Origin of the sequence: Prosthecobacter sp. (genome assembly GCF_034366625.1) — a bacterium.
GTDB lineage: Bacteria > Verrucomicrobiota > Verrucomicrobiia > Verrucomicrobiales > Verrucomicrobiaceae > Prosthecobacter.
On the sequence record NZ_JAXMIH010000005.1, the window covers coordinates 80,516 to 95,788 of the forward strand.

Sequence of the window (15,273 nt, forward strand, 5' to 3'; positions counted from 1 at the left end):
CCCCTCCTTGGGTGAACTGCTCGCATGAATCGCGAACGCCTTTTTTCGCAGCTTGTCTCGCACAGCGGCCCGTTTGACATCGCCATCATCGGCGGCGGAGCCACGGGACTTGGCGCGGCGGTGGATGCAGCCTCGCGGGGACATTCGGTGGTGCTCATCGAGCAGTCGGACTTCGCCAAAGGCACCTCCAGCCGCAGCACGAAGCTGGTGCATGGCGGCGTGCGCTATTTGAAGCAGGGGAACATTTCTCTCGTGCTGGAGGCGCTGCGTGAGCGCGGCCTTCTGTGCAAAAACGCGCCGCATCTCGTCCACAGCCTGCCGTTCGTCATTCCGAGCTACCACTGGTGGGAGGGGCCGTTCTACGGCATCGGATTGAAGGTCTATGACACGCTGGCGGGCCAGCTTGGCCTCGAACCCTCGCGCTATCTCTCGCGGGAGGAGATGATGGAGCTGCTGCCCACCTTGGAAACCGAGGGTCTCGACGGCGGCGTGGTCTATCACGACGGGCAGTTCGATGACGCACGTCTCGCTATTCATCTCGCGCGCACGGCGGTGAATAATGGTGCCATCACGCTCAATCACACGCGTTGCACCGGTTTGATGAAGGAAAAGGGCCACGTCATCGGCGTGAAGGCCGAATGCGTCGAAACCGGCCGCCAGCACGAGATCCGCGCCCGCTGCGTCATCAATGCCACGGGTGTCTTCGTCGATGATGTGCGGCGCATGGACGATGCGAAGACAGAAAACATCGTCGCACCGAGTCAGGGCGTGCATCTGGTGCTGCCGCGCGAGTTTTTGCCCGGTGAGTCGGCCATCATGATCCCGAAGACGGATGATGGCCGCGTGCTGTTCGCCGTGCCGTGGCATGGGCGCGTCATCATCGGCACCACGGATACACCAGTGGAGCATGCCAGCATCGAGCCACGCGCCCTGCCGGATGAAATCGAGTTCCTCATGACGCACGCGGCGCGCTACCTCACGCGTGATCCACGTCCGTGTGATGTGCTGAGCGTGTTCGCCGGTCTGCGCCCGCTGGTGGCCGCGAAGAATGCCGAGTCCACCGCCGCGCTCTCGCGTGATCACACCATCCTCGTCTCCGACTCTGGCCTCATCACCATCACCGGCGGCAAATGGACGACGTATCGCCGCATGGCCGAGGATGTCATCGATCATGCTGAGATGATCGGCGGCATCGGTGTCAAACATTGCGTCACGCACGATCTCAAGATCCACGGCTCTGCCACCGTGCTGCCGAAAGACGATCCGCTGGCCGTCTATGGCAGCGACGCGACAGAGATTCGTGAGCTGACTGCCAAAGAGCCGGAATGGGCCAGGAAAGTGCATCCCAAGCTCGATCTGACCTGTGCCGAGGTCGTCTTCCACACCCGTCACGAAATGGCCCGCACCGTGGGCGATGTCCTCGCCCGCCGCAGCCGTTCTTTGCTCTTTGATGCGCAAGCCAGCATGAACGCAGCACCCCGCGTGGCTGCCATCATGGCGCGGGAACTCAACTGGGATGCCGAAACCATCGATCATCAGGTCAATCGCTTCCAAAAGCTGGCTTCGGGTTACATTTTGGAAGGCTGATCCAAGTGGTCCGCACAGTCTCTGTGCGGCGCTCCGCAACGATCAAGACACTTGCCGCCTGAAATGTTCCAGACTCCGTGCGCTTTCCACCATAAGGCCGCCATCCGCCTTCGCCACGCCGCACAGAGGACTGTGCGGACCACTTTGCGCCGCGAAATTCGTCATTGTCCATCCCTGCCCACCACTCCAATACTCCGCCACTCCATTCCTCCTTCATGACACCCCTCCACCAGCTCCGCGCAGGCATCATCGGCACCGGCTTCATCGGCCCCGTTCATATCGAAGCACTCAAACGGCTCGGCGTCACGGTGAACGGCATCTGCGGCTCCACCAAGAGCGCCCGCCATGTCGGCAACCTGTGGGGCATCCCCGAGATCTACGGCGACTACGATCACGAGGCCATGTACGCCTCGCCGAACATTGATGTCGTCCACATCACCTCGCCCAACCGGGTTCACGTCGAGCAGTGCCTGAGCGCACTCGAAATGGGCAAGCACGTCATCTGCGAGAAGCCGCTCGGCATGACCGCGAAGGACACCGCGCTCGTCGTCGATGCGGTGAAGAAGGGCGGCAAAAAAGGCCCGGTGTTCGCGGTGAACTACATGTGCCGCTTCTTCCCCGCCATCCTGCAGATGCGCGCAATGGTGGCGCGGGGCGATCTCGGCAAGATCATGCACGTCCAGGGTCATTTCTTCCAGGACTGGCTGATGTATGAGACCGACTACAACTGGCGCATCCTCGCCAGCGAAGGCGGCAAACTCCGTGCGGTGGGGGATGTCGGCACCCATTGGATCGATGCCGTGAGCTTCGTGCTCGGATCAAAGCCCAACAGCGTCTTTGCGCACATCGAGACCTTCCACAAGACCCGCAAACGTCCGAAAGGCGAGGTGCAGACTTTTGCGAAGGTCGATCCGAAGAAGATGATCGACTACAAGGTCGATACCGAGGACTTCGGCAGCGTGTTGCTGAAGTTCGGCAAGGCCAAGCACGGCTTCGCCGACGGCGTGCATGCGAATGCGGCGATCTCCCAGGTCGCCGCCGGTTGGAAATGCAGCCTCAGCTTCGGCATCTACGGCACGAAGGGCAGCGTGCGCTGGGATTTGCAGCAGCCCAATGAAATTCAGGTCGGTCATCGCGATGAACCGAATCAAATCCTCCAGCGCGGCACGCCCGGCTTCCTCGAAGACGTCGCCAACTTCACCGACTACCCGCCCGGTCACGCCGAAGGCTTCAGCGACGGTCACAAAATGCACTACCGCGCCATTTACGAGCACATCGCCAGCGGCAAGAAGACGCCCGCCCTCTTCGCCACCGCCGAAGACGGCCACCACGAAGTGAAGCTCTGCGAAGCCATCTTGCAGAGCAGCAGGGCCAAAAGCTGGGTGAAAGTGTGATCTTGAGAAACGACGTCGATGGCCGTACTTTGAAATCATGAAAACCAAGACCAAAGCCGTCAGCGCCAAGAAGCAGGCCCGCAGGTTGATCGACAAGCTGCCAGCCACAGCCTCTTGGGACGATGTGATGCAGCAGCTTTATGTGCGCCAGAAGATTGAGGCCGGATTGGCAGATTTGAACGCCGGACGGCGGCATTCGCATGCCAGCATCAAACGTGAGTTCGGCGTGGCGTGAACATTTTCTGGTCCAGTCAGGCGCGGAAGGATTTGCGGGCGATCCGAGCCTACATCGCCAAAGATTCGGCGTTTTATGCGGACCGCATGGTGGCCAGAATCATCGAACGTACGGACATTCTCACACTTCATCCGCATATCGGTCATCCAGTGCATGAGGCACCCGATTTGGACGTGCGGGAGATTCATGAGGCGTCCTACCGGATCATCTATCGCGTGCTGCTCGATGAGTTGGAAATCGTGACGCTGGTGCATTTTGCCCAGCGCTTGAACACGAAGCGGCTGCGTTAGTCGATCCCAATCCCCAGCACCTTCCGAATCGCGAGCGCGTCTTTGAGCGCTTCGTCGATCGTGTCGCCGAGGACGGTGAAGTGGCCCATTTTGCGGCGGGGGCGGGCTTCGCGTTTGCCGTAGAGGTGGAGCTTGGCGCGGGGGTGATTGAGCACGGGCGACCAGTCGGGATGGGTGAGCGGGGCGGGCCAGATGTCGCCGAGGAGGTTGATCATGACGGCGGGTGTGTGCTGCGAGGCGTCGCCAAGAGGGAGGCCGCAGACGGCACGCTGCTGCTGCTGGAACTGGTTCGTGCGGCAGGCGTCGATGGTGTAGTGGCCGCTGTTGTGTGGACGCGGGGCGATTTCGTTGACGATGACTTTGCCGTCTGCGGTGACGAACATCTCGACGGCCATGGTGCCGACGTAATCGAGGCCTTCGGCGACGGCTTGCCACAATTCGACGGCCTGCGTGATGATCTGCGGCTCCACGCGGGCGGGAGCGATAGTGACGTCGAGGATGTGATGCGTGTGCTGGTTCTCGACGCAACCGTGCGTGGCCATGCTGCCGTCGATGCCGCGTGCGCCGACGACGGAAACCTCGCAAACGAAGCTGACCCATTGCTCGACGACGGCGCGATGGCCAATGAAGCCGCTCCAGGCTTCGGCGAGATTCGTTTCGGCGGTGACTTTGCACTGGCCTTTGCCGTCGTAGCCGAAGGCGGCGGTTTTGATGACGCAGGGGCGGCCGAGTTCGGCCACGGCGGCTTCGAGGCCGCTCAAATCATCGACGACGCGAAACGGGGCGCAGGCGATGCCTTGGTCGCGGAGGAAATTTTTCTCACGCTCGCGGTGCTGCGTGGTGAAGATGGCCTTCGAGCCGGGACGCAGTGGTTTGACGGCCTCGACGGCTTGCAGGCACGCTGCGGGGATGTTTTCGAACTCGGCGGTAACGACATCGACCTGCTGCAAAAAGCGGTTCAGAGCTGCGGTGTCGTCATAGGCCGCGTTGATCTCGATGTCGGCGAACTGACCGGCGGGGCAGCCTTGGGGTTCATCGGTGAAGATGGCGATGCGATGACCGGCGCGGCGTGCTTCGAGGGCGAGCATGCGCCCGAGCTGACCGCCGCCGAGGACTCCGATCGTCGAAGGAGGCGAGAACATCATGCTTTCGCTTCGATTTCGAGGTCGTTCTGGCTTTCGAGTACTTTTTGCGTCTGCCGTTCGCGGAAGGTCTTCAGTTTGGCGGCGAGATCGGGATTATCGTTCGCCAGCATGGAGACGGCGAAGAGTCCGGCGTTCAGAGCGCCCGCGTTGCCGATGGCGAAGGTGGCGACGGGGATGCCACCGGGCATTTGCACGATGGAGTAAAGGCTGTCCATGCCGCTGAGCGCACGGCTTTGCACCGGAACGCCGAGGACGGGGAGGGTCGTCATGCTGGCGGTCATGCCGGGCAGATGTGCGGCTCCGCCGGCACCGGCGATGATGCACTTGAGGCCACGCTTCGAAGCGGTGGTGGCGTAATCGTAAAGAAGCTGCGGCGTGCGGTGCGCGCTGACGACTTTCTTTTCAAAAGGCACGCCAAAGTCTTTCAGGACCTGGGCGGCATTTTGCATGGTGGGCCAGTCGGAACTGGAGCCCATGATGATGCCCACGAGGGGCTTGATGGCGGTGTCGTTGCTCATCGGGAAGGCTGGCAGGATGGCGGGGGGCGGGGCAGCGTCAAATCTTCGATTTGGCGGGAGCGAAAAGCCGTGCCATGTGGGCAGCGCATGACTTTTCTCGACAAGCTGAATCAACGCATCGCCCAAACCGGCTCGAATCTCTGCGTGGGGCTCGATGTGCGGGCCGAAAACGCGGAAGAATCGACCAAGCGGTGGATTCTGGATGTGATCGCGCAGACCGCGCCGTTTGCGGCGGCGTTCAAGCCGAACTCGGCCTACTTCGAAGCGCTGGGCTGGCGCGGCGTGAAAATGCTGGAGGAGATTTTGCAAGAGATCCCGAAAGAGATCCCGGTGGTGCTGGATGTGAAGCGCGGGGACATCGGCGAGACGCAGGGGTATTACGCGAAGGCATGCTTTGATGTGATGAATGTGGATGCGGTGACGCTGAACGCCTACATGGGCCGCGACACGCTGGAGCCGTTTCTCAAATACACGGACAAAGGGCTGTACCTGCTGGGCGTGACCTCGAATCCGGGCGCGAAGGACATTGAGCTGCAAAAGACTGGAGACCGGCAGGTCTATGAACTCGTGGCCGAAATGACGAAAGGGCATCCGCAGGTGGGTTTGGTCGTTGGCTTGACCAATGCCGCTCCGGATGTGCTGGACCACATCCCTGACGTGCCGCTGCTGATTCCTGGACTCGGGGCGCAGGGTGGGGATCTGGCGGCGCTGAAGGGCAGCGGGCGGAAAGCGCCGCTGCTGGTGAATGTCTCGCGGGGCGTTCTGTATCAGAACGATGACTATACTTTCGCCACACGGGCAGAACGGTGGATGCGACAGATTCAGCAGGCGCTGGGCTGAGGTTTCATTTTTAAGAATGACGAAATCGAAGCGTGGAAGCTGCTTGATTGAAGCGCAATCGTGAGGATGGATGCCGCCGGTCATCACGCCCAAACCATTTGACCGCTCTCATGCTCTTCGATCCCAGCGAGCACCTCAAAACCCCCTTTCAGCGCCGGATTTACCGTTTGCTCGGCCCCGCCGTGGAGCGCGCGCTGGGTTTGCGTGGTTTTGATGAGTGCTATCGCGAATCAGCGCGGCTTTTCCGCACTCATCCCCAGCATCCGAAGGTGTTCGCCTGGTTTGATTCGGTGGCGCATGCGTTCAAACTACAAGAGGACGTGGATCTGCCGCCGGAGTTTGAATTTCCGAAGCAGGGGCCGCTGATCATTGTGGCGAACCACCCGTTTGGCATCATTGATCCCATCATGCTCGCACGCTGGTCGGCCCAGTTCCGGCCGGATTTGAAGGTGATGACGAACTCGCTGATGCTGGCGATGAAGGAGCTGAAGGATCATGTGATCCCGGTCGATCCTTTTGGCGGTGACGGGGCGGCGAAACGCAATCTGGCTCCAATGAAGGAGGCCATTCGTCTGCTGCGTGGTGGCGGGGCGCTGGTCATCTTCCCGGCAGGTGAAGTGGCGTCTTACAAGCCGGGCAGGGGTGTCGATGAGCCGGCGTGGAGCAATCATGTGGGTTCGCTGGTGCGACGCACGCAGGCGACGGTGCTACCGGTTTACTTCCCCGGTTCGAACAGCGCCTTGTTTCATGCCGCCGGGCTGATCCATCCGCGCCTGCGCACCAGTCTGCTGCTGCGCGAGTTCTGCAACCGGGCCAATACCCCGGTGCCGATGCGGGTGGGGAACCCCATCCCGTATTCGCGGCTGAAGAAGTTCGAGGATGATGAATCCCTCACACGCTACCTGCGCATCCATACCTTTGTGCTGCACCAACGCGGGAAGGAAGATGGCGCCAAGCTGACCGTCGAGGGCGAGAACATCACCAGCGCTCCTCCTTCGGAAATCCTGCACGAGAGGATGGTGGAGGAGATTGACCGTATTCGCGCGCGCGGCGGGCGGCTCGTCGGGCAGGGGAATTTGTCCGTTTATCAGGCGCATTCCCACGAAATCCCCACGCTGCTGCCGGAGATCGGGCGTTTGCGGGAGATCACCTTCCGCGAGGTGGGCGAGGGCACAGGCAACGACATCGACCTCGATAAATACGACCGCTACTACGAGCACCTGATCCTATGGGATGAGGACAATGAGCAGGTGGCCGGGGCTTACCGGCTGGGCCGTGCGGATGTGATCCTGCGTGAGTACGGACCGAAGGGCCTCTACACGAACACACTGTTCAAGTATGAAAAACCGTTCCTCGCCAACCTGGAGCATGCCGTGGAGATGGGCCGCAGCTTCATCATCAAGGCCTATCAGCGGCAACTGGCAACGCTGCCTTTGCTGTGGAAGGGGATCGCGCACTGGATCGCGCGCAATCCGCGCTACAAGAAGCTCTTCGGGCCGGTGAGCATCAGCAAGGACTACAGCAGCCTCTCGCGGAAGATGATCGTGGAGTTTCTGCAGGACAACCGCATGCATCCGAACCTTTCAAGCTTCGTGAAGCCGCGCAATCCCTTCCGCTACATGCGCACCCGCCGCATGATGCGCGAGTTCATCAGCGCCGACCTGCAAAACGTGGACGACTGCTCCGCGCTGATCTCCAGTTTGGAGACGGACGGCAAGGGCATCCCCACGCTGTTGAAACATTACCTGAAGCTCAATGCGACGCTGCTCAGCTTCAATGTGGACAAGGATTTCTCTTCCGTTGTGGACGGCCTGATCATGGTTGATTTCACCGAAACGGATTTCCGCCTGCTGGCGAAGTACATGGGCGAGGGAAACTGCCGCGAGTATCTGGCGCTGCACAAAAAAGAAGCGGCCTGAGTCCAGGCCGCTTCGTGATTCAAGCTGTCTTCAAGGCGTTTATTTCGCCGCGCCGTTCGCGGCAGTGACGAGTTCCGGCTCGATGAGGCCGTAGTCGCCGTCCTTGCGGCGGAACAAAATGGCAAGACGATGGGTCTGCTGGTTGTGGAAGAGGACGAAGGGGCGGTCGCTGATTTCGAGATCCATGATGGCTTCGTCGGCAAACAGCGGGCGGATCTTGTACTTCTCCTTGTGAACGTAGGCCGGCTCGATGTGCTCCTCCTCGGTGTGCATCACCTCCTGGTGGAAGACATGCTCCTCGATGTGACGGATGGAGACCTCCTTGCGCGGGCGGTGGTTCCGCAGCAGGCGTGTCTTGTACTTGCGCATGCGGCGGGCGATCTTGGCGGCGCTTTCATCGATCGAGGCATAGATGTCCTCGGTGATGGACTTCACTTCGATGACGATGTGATCGGCGCAAAAGAGAATGATTTCCGCGATGTGGCGGTGATGGTTCTGCACGTCGAGAATGACCTTGGCCTCAATGATGCGGGGGTAGTCGAGGTGGAGGCTTTCGATCTTTTTGTGGGCGTAATCGCGGATCGCCTCGGTGACGTCCATATGACGCGCGGTGACGATGATGGGAAGGTTGACGTTGTGTTTTTGCATGGTGGTTCTCCTTTGGGTTGGAATGAAAGTTACATGGTGAAGCCCTCGCCCAGGTAGAGGCGGCGGGCCTCGTCATCGTTGACGAGAAAGTCTTTGGTGCCGTGGCGGCGCACCCGGCCCTCAAAAATGAGGTAGGCACGATCCACGATGTTGAGGGTTTCGCGCACGTTGTGATCGGTGATGAGAATGGCCAGTCCGGCCTGCCGGAGCATGCGAATGATGTCCTGGATCTCGCTGACGGCGATGGGATCGACGCCGCTGAAGGGCTCGTCGAGCATGAGCAATTTCGGCGAGGTGACGAGCGAGCGGGCGATGGTGAGACGGCGTTTCTCACCCCCGCTGAGCGTGATGGCGAGATTGTCCGCCACATGGTCGATGCCGAACTTTTCCATCAAGGACTGGGTCTGCTCCTCGCGCTCCTGGCGCGTGTAGGGCTGCGTTTCCATCACGGCGAGGATGTTTTCACGCACGGTGAGGCGGCGGAAGATCGACTCCTCCTGCGGCAGATAGCCCATGCCAAGCCTGGCGCGCATGAACATTGGCTCATGGGTCGCGTCCTTGCCGTCGAACATGACCTTGCCCCCGTTCGGCTGTACCAATCCCACGATCATGTAGAAGGTGGTCGTTTTGCCGGCGCCGTTTGGGCCGAGGAGGCCGACAATTTCACCGCTTTTGACCTCGATATCGACGCCATTCACCACGGCCCGCCCGTCATAGATTTTTTTGAGGCCCTCAGTGTGCAGCAGGACGCTCCCGGCCTCTGCTTCAGCCGGGGCTGCAATGGTCTGTGCGGCCACGGAACTTTCCCAGGAGAGTGTGGGTTCCTGGCCGCCGCCGTTCTTCATTTTTTTCTTTCGCACGGCCATGGTCACTGCGGTGAGGGTGCTGGCGCGGTGGTGGCGGGAGCCATGCCGCTGCGGCTCCTGGGGGTGGCTTCTTCTCCCTGGAGAATGATGGTTCGATGGCCACCGGTGGTGGTGAGTTTGCCCCCTTTGTCAATGATCATCACGCAGCCGGGTTCGGTGGATTGGTGGAGCTTGTTGCCCGCCTGCACCTGCGGCCAGTCACGCAGCGTGGTGACGTCGTTTTTGCCGTCATAATAAAGGTCTTTGCAATGGCCGATCTGTAGTTCGCCGGTTTCGGAAACTTTCTCGATCGTCACCATCGGGCCGCGGGCGTAGGCCTTTTCGATGGGTGTGCCGGTGTTTTCGGCCTTGTTGGGCGGTGCCAGGATGTCCAGGTCTTTTGCCGCAGGGCCGGGAGTTGTTGGTTTGGGTGTTCCGAGGACGCCGCCATCCTGTTTTGCCATGTAGAGTTCAAGCTCCTCGCACTCAATGTACATCCGCGGGTGGCGTACCTTCACGTCGCCGGTGTAGATGCCGTAACCAAGATTGGCGTCAAAGAAGGCGCTTTTTTGTGCGGTGATGAGGATCTGGCCTTTGGTGGCTTTAGGAGCCTCATCCAGATTCAAAGGCTGCAGCGGTTTAGGCTGCGGTCCGACCGGCGGCGGTGTTTCTGCCACAGCGACAGCGGGAGCTGTGGTCGCAGTTGTTGGGGCGGTGGCATTTTGCATCAGCGCCTGCGCGGCCTGGAGCGCCTTTTGGCGCATCTCGGCGGCCTCCGGCGAGATCAGCAACTCCTTGGCTTTATCCTTCACCTCATCGGGCACCTGCTTGGCGGCGCTCTTGGCCGCATCAATGGCCTTGGTTTTCGTCTCTTCGTCCACCTTTTTTTTGCGGAAATCAAACAGCGGGCGGGTGCTGCCGGGGCCTTGTGCCCACGTGCCAGCGCTGCTGAGTAGCAGGGCGATCCAGAGAATGGATGACGTTTTCATGTCACTTGGCGGGTTGGGGGTCGGAGGGGGGGCTTCCCTCGCCGCTGAGAGCGCTGGTGTCAAAGATCACCATGCGGATGCTTCCAGTCATGCGGCCCTGGTTTTTCGCGGTGTCAAAGATGAGGCTGTCGCCTTCGATTTGAAAATCAGCTCGACTCACGCGGCTGCGCTCGGTGCTGCGCAAAATGCCGCCGTCGGCCATGTGGTAAAAGGCGGTCTTCAAGTCGATGCGCACATCGTTCTTGGGGTCGGCATTGAACATCTGCACGGTCAGTTTTTCCGCATACAGACGTTCGTCATCAATCCGGCGCACCACGGCGGCGGTGATGAGCGAGGTGCGGCGGCCGCTTTCATCGAAGGAGGGGATCACCGCGCCCTTGCTCACGGCACCCAGCGGAATCATGCGCAGGAAGGCACCGTAGCCGGAATCTTCTGTCACAGGCTGCTGCGCCTTGGCGAACATGCCGATTCCCGCCATCACGCCGAGCACGATGGAGAACGCAAGTCTGCGGCGCTGCAGCAGTTCAAGTGATGTCGCGAACAAGGCCATGTATCTTCCTCAAGGTTTCCACCACTTCAGCGATCTGCGAAAGCGGGATTTGATTGGGACCGTCTGAAAAGGCTTTCGCCGGATCAGGATGCGTCTCCATGAACACCCCGTCACAACCCGTCGCCACCGCGGCGCGGGCGAGCACGGGAGCCAGTTTGCCATCGCCGCCCGTCGCGGTGCCAAGACCGCCGGGCCGCTGCACGCTGTGCGTGGCATCCATCACGACGCGGTAGCCAAGTTCGCGCATCCAGTACAGAGAGCGCATGTCAGCCACGAGATTGTTGTAGCCAAAGGTCGTGCCACGCTCGGTGAACATAAAATTCTGGCAGCCGACGCTCACGAGCTTGTCGGCGATGTTCCGCACATCCCACGGGGCGAGAAACTGGCCTTTCTTCACATTAACAGTACGTCCCGTCTCACCTGCGGCGACGATCAAATCGGTCTGGCGGCAAAGAAAAGCGGGGATTTGCAGCAGGTCGATGTGTTCAGACGCCTGCTTCGCTTCCTCGACTGAGTGGATGTCTGTGGTCACCGGGACACCAAGCTTGGTGCCAATTTGCGCCAGCAGCTTGCAGCCCGCTTCGCAACCGAGGCCACGATACGACGAAATGGCGCTGCGGTTCGCCTTGTCATACGAGGCTTTGAAAATCCAGCGCCAGCCATGCTGTGTGGCCATTGCGCCGAGCTTTTCGGCGACATCCCAGATGAATTCCTCACTCTCGATCACACACGGCCCGAGTATCAACACTGGCTCCGTGCCATCCATCGACACCGACCCTATTTTCATCACCGGAAGAGAGAACGTCCCCATAAAACTCAAATTTAATCCTGTGAGCCTGGCTCAAGGATCGGTGTTCATGTCTCCAACCCCCGTGCGCGGCCCGCTGGTCTAAAGTGTAGCGGGAGGGACGGGGAAGACAACGGGAGATTCTGGCGAAAGTCTCACCCATCCATGCGCCGCACTTCGAGTTCAACCTGAAGCGCCGAGGTCGCTCCGGGCGGGCCGTCGAAATGGCCCATCACGGGGGCGGCATCGTGGTAATCGCGGCCAGTGGCGATCTTGATGTGGCGTTCGTCGGCGAGGGTGTCGTTGGTAGGGTCGAGGCCGAACCAGCCTTTGCCGGGAAGGTAGATTTCACACCAGGCGTGCGAGGCCTGGGCTCCACGCAGATGGGAATCGGGGCCGTTGTAGAGATAACCGCTCACATAACGCGTCGGGATGCCGAGCGAGCGGCAGATGCCGGTCATGAGATGCGCAAAGTCCTGGCAGACACCGCGCTTCGTGGCCATGACCTCGTTCATGTGCGTGGAGGCGTTGGTAAAGTTCGGTGAATAGATCCACTCGCGGAAAATGTGGTGCATCACGGCCTCGGCGACTTCGAAGACGTCGTTGCGGTCATCGCGAATGTCGATGCCGAGCCGCCAGACCTCGGGGTTGACGTCCACATACCTGCTGCTGCCGAGAAACGGCTGCAATGTGTCATCGAGATCCTGTTTGAGCGCGGGGAAGGTGACACCCAGTGGTTTGCCGACCTCGTAGGGGCTGGTGGTGTTGATGGTCGATTGCGCCTCGATGGTCAGGTTGGAATGCGGCTCCGGCAGGTCGAAAAAGTGGACGTAATTAAACCAGTTGTCGCGGAAGTGCTGCAGCCGCACCGGCGGGTGGGTTTTCAGCAGAAAAAACTCGAGGCGTGACTTATCATCCGTGGCAGGTCGCAGGCGCAGTTCGTTGTAACTGTCACGCACTGGCGCGCGGTAAAGGTATCGCGTGCGGTGGAAGACTCGGAAGCGCATGGAGTTCAGCGGTGGTCGCCGGGATCACTGCTGCTGTTGCTGCTGAATTTGCATGTTGGCATCCACCATGGCGTGCCAGGCACCAGGAGGAAGCGCGGGCGCGTGGAGGGCATCCCCGACTTCAAGCGTACTGTCGCCATAGAGTACGAAGGTCTGTAAAATGGAGGCGCCGATGTCGTTGAGCTTGGTCTGGAGGCGGTCGATGAATTCGTGCAGGCCTTCTTTGAGCACTTCGTCCATCGTGATGTAGGCGATGTCGGCACGCAGCCTGCCAAGAAGACGCACGGGCGCTTTCATCTCTTCGAGGCGACCGGTGCCACAGAGGGCGATGAGAGCGGTGTGCATGGCCTCGATGCACCAGGCGAAGGAGCGGGGGAACGTGTCGTTAAGCAGGAGGTACTCGACGATGTTGACGGGATCGAGCTTGTTGCTGCTATAGGCTTGGAAGGCATGCCAGGCGGAACTGGAACGCAGCAGCGCAGCCCAGCGCAATGGACGGGCCAGCGGGTTCGGCGGCATGTCGAGGGAAATGGCGGAACAGGTGTCGATCAGACGCGTCGTTTTATCCGCACGTTCGAGACAGAGACCCAGGCGCAGGAAATGCCAGCTCTCATCACGCGGCGTGGTGGAGGCGGTGATGCCCTGGAATTGGTATGAGGCGACGAGCACCTTTTCATAGAACGAAGCGCGCTGGTTTTGGTGCAACGCGGCCGCTTCGGGGGACTCTAGAAAGAGACGCAAGCCATTGATGCATTCCCACAACTCATCGGAGATCTGGTCACGCACGGTGCGGGCGTTTTCACGGGCGGCGCGGACGCAGTTGAGGATGGAATTGGGATTGTCGGCCCGCAGCGCCAGGAAATCGGCCACGAGTTCGCCTTCGATGGTGCTGTGGCTTTTGTCGTAGCGCTCCTCATCGCCGGTGGTCATCAAAATGGGGCCCCAGAACTGCGATTCGTCGGCGGCCTCTTCTCCGGCATCCAGCAGCAGATCCTGCGTGGAAAGCAGCAGACGTGAGAGGTTTTCAGCGCGCTCCATGTAGCGTGCCATCCAATAGATGCTGTCGGCGACGCGGCTTAGCATGACGTTAAGTGGGAGGAAGGCTTCATGGGAAATGCATCATTGGTCATCCCACAGCACCCAGGTGTCCTTGCTGCCGCCGCCTTGGCTGGAATTGACGACGAGCGAGCCTTTTTTGAGCGCCACGCGGGTCAATCCACCAGGGACGACGTGGATGCGGTCGCCGTAGAGCACATACGGCCGCAAATCGATGTGACGGCCCTCAAAGTGATCGCCCTGGAAGACGGGATGACGTGAGAGGTTCAGCACCGGCTGGGCGATGTAGTTGCGCGGGTTGGCGCGGATGCGCTCGGCAAACTTTTCCTGCTCATCCTTCGTGGAATGCGGTCCCATCAGCATGCCGTAGCCGCCGGATTCATTCACGGCTTTGACCACGAGATTGGGCAGGTTCGCGAGGATGTACTCACACTCCTTCGGATCGACGCCGAGATAGGTGGTCACGTTCGGCAGGATGGGGTCTTGATCGAGGTAGTATTTGATCATTTTCGGCACCAGGGCGTACACCGCCTTGTCATCCGCGACGCCGGTGCCGATGGAGTTCGCCAATGCCACATGGCCGTTTTGATAGGCCTTCACGAGGCCTGGAACGCCGAGCAGCGAGTCTTTGCGGAACACCAGCGGATCAAGGAAGTCGTCGTCAATGCGGCGGTAGATGACGTGCACCTGCTGAAGGCCCTTGGTGGTGCGCATGAAGATGCGATCATTCTTCAAGATCAAATCGCGACCTTCAACGATGGGCACGCCCATTTGTTTGGCCAGATAGCAGTGCTCGAAGTAGGCGCTGTTGAACACACCGGGGGTCAGCACGACGATGTTCGGATCAATGACACTCGGCGGGGCCAGATGGGCCAAAGTTTCGCGCAGCATCGAGCCGTAGGCATCGACGGGCCGCACCGGCAGCGATTGCAGCAGGCCGGGGAACGTACGCTTCATTGCATTGCGATTCTCCAGCATGTAGGAGGCACCGGAGGGGCAGCGGCCATTGTCTTCGAGCACGTAATACTCGCCTTTGCCATCGCGCACGAGATCAGTGCCGCAGATGTGGATGTAGATGCCGTGCGGGACTTTGACGCCCATGAATTCCGGCCGGAAATGCGAGGCGGACTCGACGAGTTCGCGCGGCACGATGCCGTCGTTGATGATTTTCTGGCCGTGATAAACGTCGTTCAGAAACAGATTCAGCGCCGTGATGCGCTGGATCAGGCCGGACTCGACACGCTCCCACTCCTGGTGCGGAATAATGCGCGGCATCAGGTCGAATGGAAAAATGCGCTCCGTGCCCTGATCATCGCCATAGACGGTGAAGGTGACTCCCTGGCGGAGGAAAACCGAGTCGGCAGTGCGCTGACGGGTGGCGTATTCGGCGGGTGTCAGGGTGCCGATGCTGCCCATGATTCCAGCGTAATGCGACCGGGCGGCCTTTGGCTCGGAAAACATTT

Annotated in this window: 16 protein-coding genes; 6 read left to right on the forward strand and 10 right to left on the reverse strand. The window is 60.3% G+C overall.

Features of this window, described 5'->3' with window-relative positions:
* Positions 1 to 24: 24 nt before the first annotated feature.
* From U1A53_RS01345 to U1A53_RS01360, 4 genes are all read left to right on the forward strand, one after another.
* Positions 25 to 1,587, forward strand: coding sequence for a glycerol-3-phosphate dehydrogenase/oxidase (locus U1A53_RS01345; RefSeq protein ID WP_322278552.1), 1,563 nt, complete (start codon positions 25 to 27; stop codon positions 1,585 to 1,587).
* A gap of 215 nt (positions 1,588 to 1,802) precedes the next feature.
* The gene (locus U1A53_RS01350) at positions 1,803 to 2,981 is read left to right on the forward strand and encodes a Gfo/Idh/MocA family oxidoreductase (RefSeq protein WP_322278553.1); all 1,179 of its coding nucleotides are present in this window, start codon (positions 1,803 to 1,805) and stop codon (positions 2,979 to 2,981) included.
* A gap of 37 nt (positions 2,982 to 3,018) precedes the next feature.
* Positions 3,019 to 3,216 carry a hypothetical protein gene (locus tag U1A53_RS01355; RefSeq protein ID WP_322278554.1) on the forward strand — a complete coding sequence of 66 codons (198 nt, stop codon included), beginning with the start codon at positions 3,019 to 3,021 and terminating at the stop codon, positions 3,214 to 3,216.
* Positions 3,213 to 3,506 carry a type II toxin-antitoxin system RelE/ParE family toxin gene (locus U1A53_RS01360; protein WP_322278555.1) on the forward strand — a complete coding sequence of 98 codons (294 nt, stop codon included), beginning with the start codon at positions 3,213 to 3,215 and terminating at the stop codon, positions 3,504 to 3,506. The genes U1A53_RS01355 and U1A53_RS01360 overlap by 4 nt, the downstream gene beginning before the upstream one ends.
* Here the strand turns inward: U1A53_RS01360 and U1A53_RS01365 are convergent.
* Positions 3,503 to 4,651 (reverse strand): 5-(carboxyamino)imidazole ribonucleotide synthase, encoded by a 1,149-nt coding sequence (locus tag U1A53_RS01365; RefSeq protein ID WP_322278556.1) that lies wholly within the window; start codon positions 4,649 to 4,651, stop codon positions 3,503 to 3,505. The genes U1A53_RS01360 and U1A53_RS01365 overlap by 4 nt on opposite strands.
* Positions 4,648 to 5,169 (reverse strand): 5-(carboxyamino)imidazole ribonucleotide mutase, encoded by a 522-nt coding sequence (purE, locus tag U1A53_RS01370; RefSeq protein ID WP_322278557.1) that lies wholly within the window; start codon positions 5,167 to 5,169, stop codon positions 4,648 to 4,650. Before purE ends, U1A53_RS01365 begins: the two co-directional genes overlap by 4 nt.
* Before the next feature lie 87 nt (positions 5,170 to 5,256).
* On the opposite strand from purE, the gene pyrF reads away from it, so the two are divergent.
* Together pyrF and U1A53_RS01380 are read left to right on the forward strand one after the other, a co-directional pair.
* A complete protein-coding gene (gene pyrF / locus U1A53_RS01375) occupies positions 5,257 to 6,009 on the forward strand; it encodes an orotidine-5'-phosphate decarboxylase (RefSeq protein WP_322278558.1) in 753 nt (250 codons plus the stop codon).
* Positions 6,010 to 6,119: 110 nt separating this feature from the next.
* Positions 6,120 to 7,928, forward strand: coding sequence for a lysophospholipid acyltransferase family protein (locus tag U1A53_RS01380; RefSeq protein WP_322278559.1), 1,809 nt, complete (start codon positions 6,120 to 6,122; stop codon positions 7,926 to 7,928).
* Positions 7,929 to 7,967: 39 nt separating this feature from the next.
* Here U1A53_RS01380 and raiA read toward each other — a convergent pair whose 3' ends face one another.
* The 8 genes from raiA to U1A53_RS01420 form a co-directional block, all read right to left on the reverse strand.
* Positions 7,968 to 8,576, reverse strand: a complete 609-nt coding sequence (gene raiA / locus U1A53_RS01385) for a ribosome-associated translation inhibitor RaiA (protein ID WP_322278560.1) — start codon at positions 8,574 to 8,576, stop codon at positions 7,968 to 7,970.
* A gap of 29 nt (positions 8,577 to 8,605) precedes the next feature.
* Positions 8,606 to 9,442 carry an LPS export ABC transporter ATP-binding protein gene (gene lptB, locus U1A53_RS01390; protein ID WP_322278561.1) on the reverse strand — a complete coding sequence of 279 codons (837 nt, stop codon included), beginning with the start codon at positions 9,440 to 9,442 and terminating at the stop codon, positions 8,606 to 8,608.
* Between the two features lie 2 nt (positions 9,443 to 9,444).
* Positions 9,445 to 10,410 carry a hypothetical protein gene (locus U1A53_RS01395; RefSeq protein WP_322278562.1) on the reverse strand — a complete coding sequence of 322 codons (966 nt, stop codon included), beginning with the start codon at positions 10,408 to 10,410 and terminating at the stop codon, positions 9,445 to 9,447.
* 1 nt (position 10,411) lies between these two features.
* Positions 10,412 to 10,960, reverse strand: a complete 549-nt coding sequence (locus tag U1A53_RS01400) for a hypothetical protein (RefSeq protein ID WP_322278563.1) — start codon at positions 10,958 to 10,960, stop codon at positions 10,412 to 10,414.
* Complete coding sequence (gene kdsA, locus U1A53_RS01405; RefSeq protein ID WP_322278564.1) at positions 10,935 to 11,747, reverse strand: 3-deoxy-8-phosphooctulonate synthase; 813 nt, start codon at positions 11,745 to 11,747, stop codon at positions 10,935 to 10,937. Before kdsA ends, U1A53_RS01400 begins: the two co-directional genes overlap by 26 nt.
* Positions 11,748 to 11,902: 155 nt before the next feature.
* A complete protein-coding gene (locus U1A53_RS01410) occupies positions 11,903 to 12,754 on the reverse strand; it encodes a transglutaminase family protein (protein ID WP_322278565.1) in 852 nt (283 codons plus the stop codon).
* Between the two features lie 24 nt (positions 12,755 to 12,778).
* The gene (locus U1A53_RS01415) at positions 12,779 to 13,837 is read right to left on the reverse strand and encodes an alpha-E domain-containing protein (RefSeq protein WP_322278566.1); all 1,059 of its coding nucleotides are present in this window, start codon (positions 13,835 to 13,837) and stop codon (positions 12,779 to 12,781) included.
* 36 nt (positions 13,838 to 13,873) lie between these two features.
* A complete protein-coding gene (locus tag U1A53_RS01420; protein WP_322278567.1) occupies positions 13,874 to 15,271 on the reverse strand; it encodes a circularly permuted type 2 ATP-grasp protein in 1,398 nt (465 codons plus the stop codon).
* Positions 15,272 to 15,273: the final 2 nt, after the last annotated feature.

Bases quoted from the DNA above. Each gene is read 5' to 3' on its own strand.
- U1A53_RS01420 (WP_322278567.1), bottom strand. From the start codon at position 15,271: ATGTTTTCCGAGCCAAAGGCCGCCCGGTCGCATTACGCTGGAATCATG.
- U1A53_RS01415 (WP_322278566.1), bottom strand. From the start codon at position 13,837: ATGCTAAGCCGCGTCGCCGACAGCATCTATTGGATGGCACGCTACATG.
- U1A53_RS01400 (WP_322278563.1), bottom strand. From the start codon at position 10,960: ATGGCCTTGTTCGCGACATCACTTGAACTGCTGCAGCGCCGCAGACTT.
- U1A53_RS01365 (WP_322278556.1), bottom strand. From the start codon at position 4,651: ATGATGTTCTCGCCTCCTTCGACGATCGGAGTCCTCGGCGGCGGTCAG.
- purE (WP_322278557.1), bottom strand. From the start codon at position 5,169: ATGAGCAACGACACCGCCATCAAGCCCCTCGTGGGCATCATCATGGGC.
- U1A53_RS01395 (WP_322278562.1), bottom strand. From the start codon at position 10,410: ATGAAAACGTCATCCATTCTCTGGATCGCCCTGCTACTCAGCAGCGCT.
- raiA (WP_322278560.1), bottom strand. From the start codon at position 8,576: ATGCAAAAACACAACGTCAACCTTCCCATCATCGTCACCGCGCGTCAT.
- U1A53_RS01410 (WP_322278565.1), bottom strand. From the start codon at position 12,754: ATGCGCTTCCGAGTCTTCCACCGCACGCGATACCTTTACCGCGCGCCA.
- kdsA (WP_322278564.1), bottom strand. From the start codon at position 11,747: ATGAAAATAGGGTCGGTGTCGATGGATGGCACGGAGCCAGTGTTGATA.
- U1A53_RS01380 (WP_322278559.1), top strand. From the start codon at position 6,120: ATGCTCTTCGATCCCAGCGAGCACCTCAAAACCCCCTTTCAGCGCCGG.
- U1A53_RS01345 (WP_322278552.1), top strand. From the start codon at position 25: ATGAATCGCGAACGCCTTTTTTCGCAGCTTGTCTCGCACAGCGGCCCG.
- lptB (WP_322278561.1), bottom strand. From the start codon at position 9,442: ATGGCCGTGCGAAAGAAAAAAATGAAGAACGGCGGCGGCCAGGAACCC.
- U1A53_RS01350 (WP_322278553.1), top strand. From the start codon at position 1,803: ATGACACCCCTCCACCAGCTCCGCGCAGGCATCATCGGCACCGGCTTC.
- U1A53_RS01355 (WP_322278554.1), top strand. From the start codon at position 3,019: ATGAAAACCAAGACCAAAGCCGTCAGCGCCAAGAAGCAGGCCCGCAGG.
- pyrF (WP_322278558.1), top strand. From the start codon at position 5,257: ATGACTTTTCTCGACAAGCTGAATCAACGCATCGCCCAAACCGGCTCG.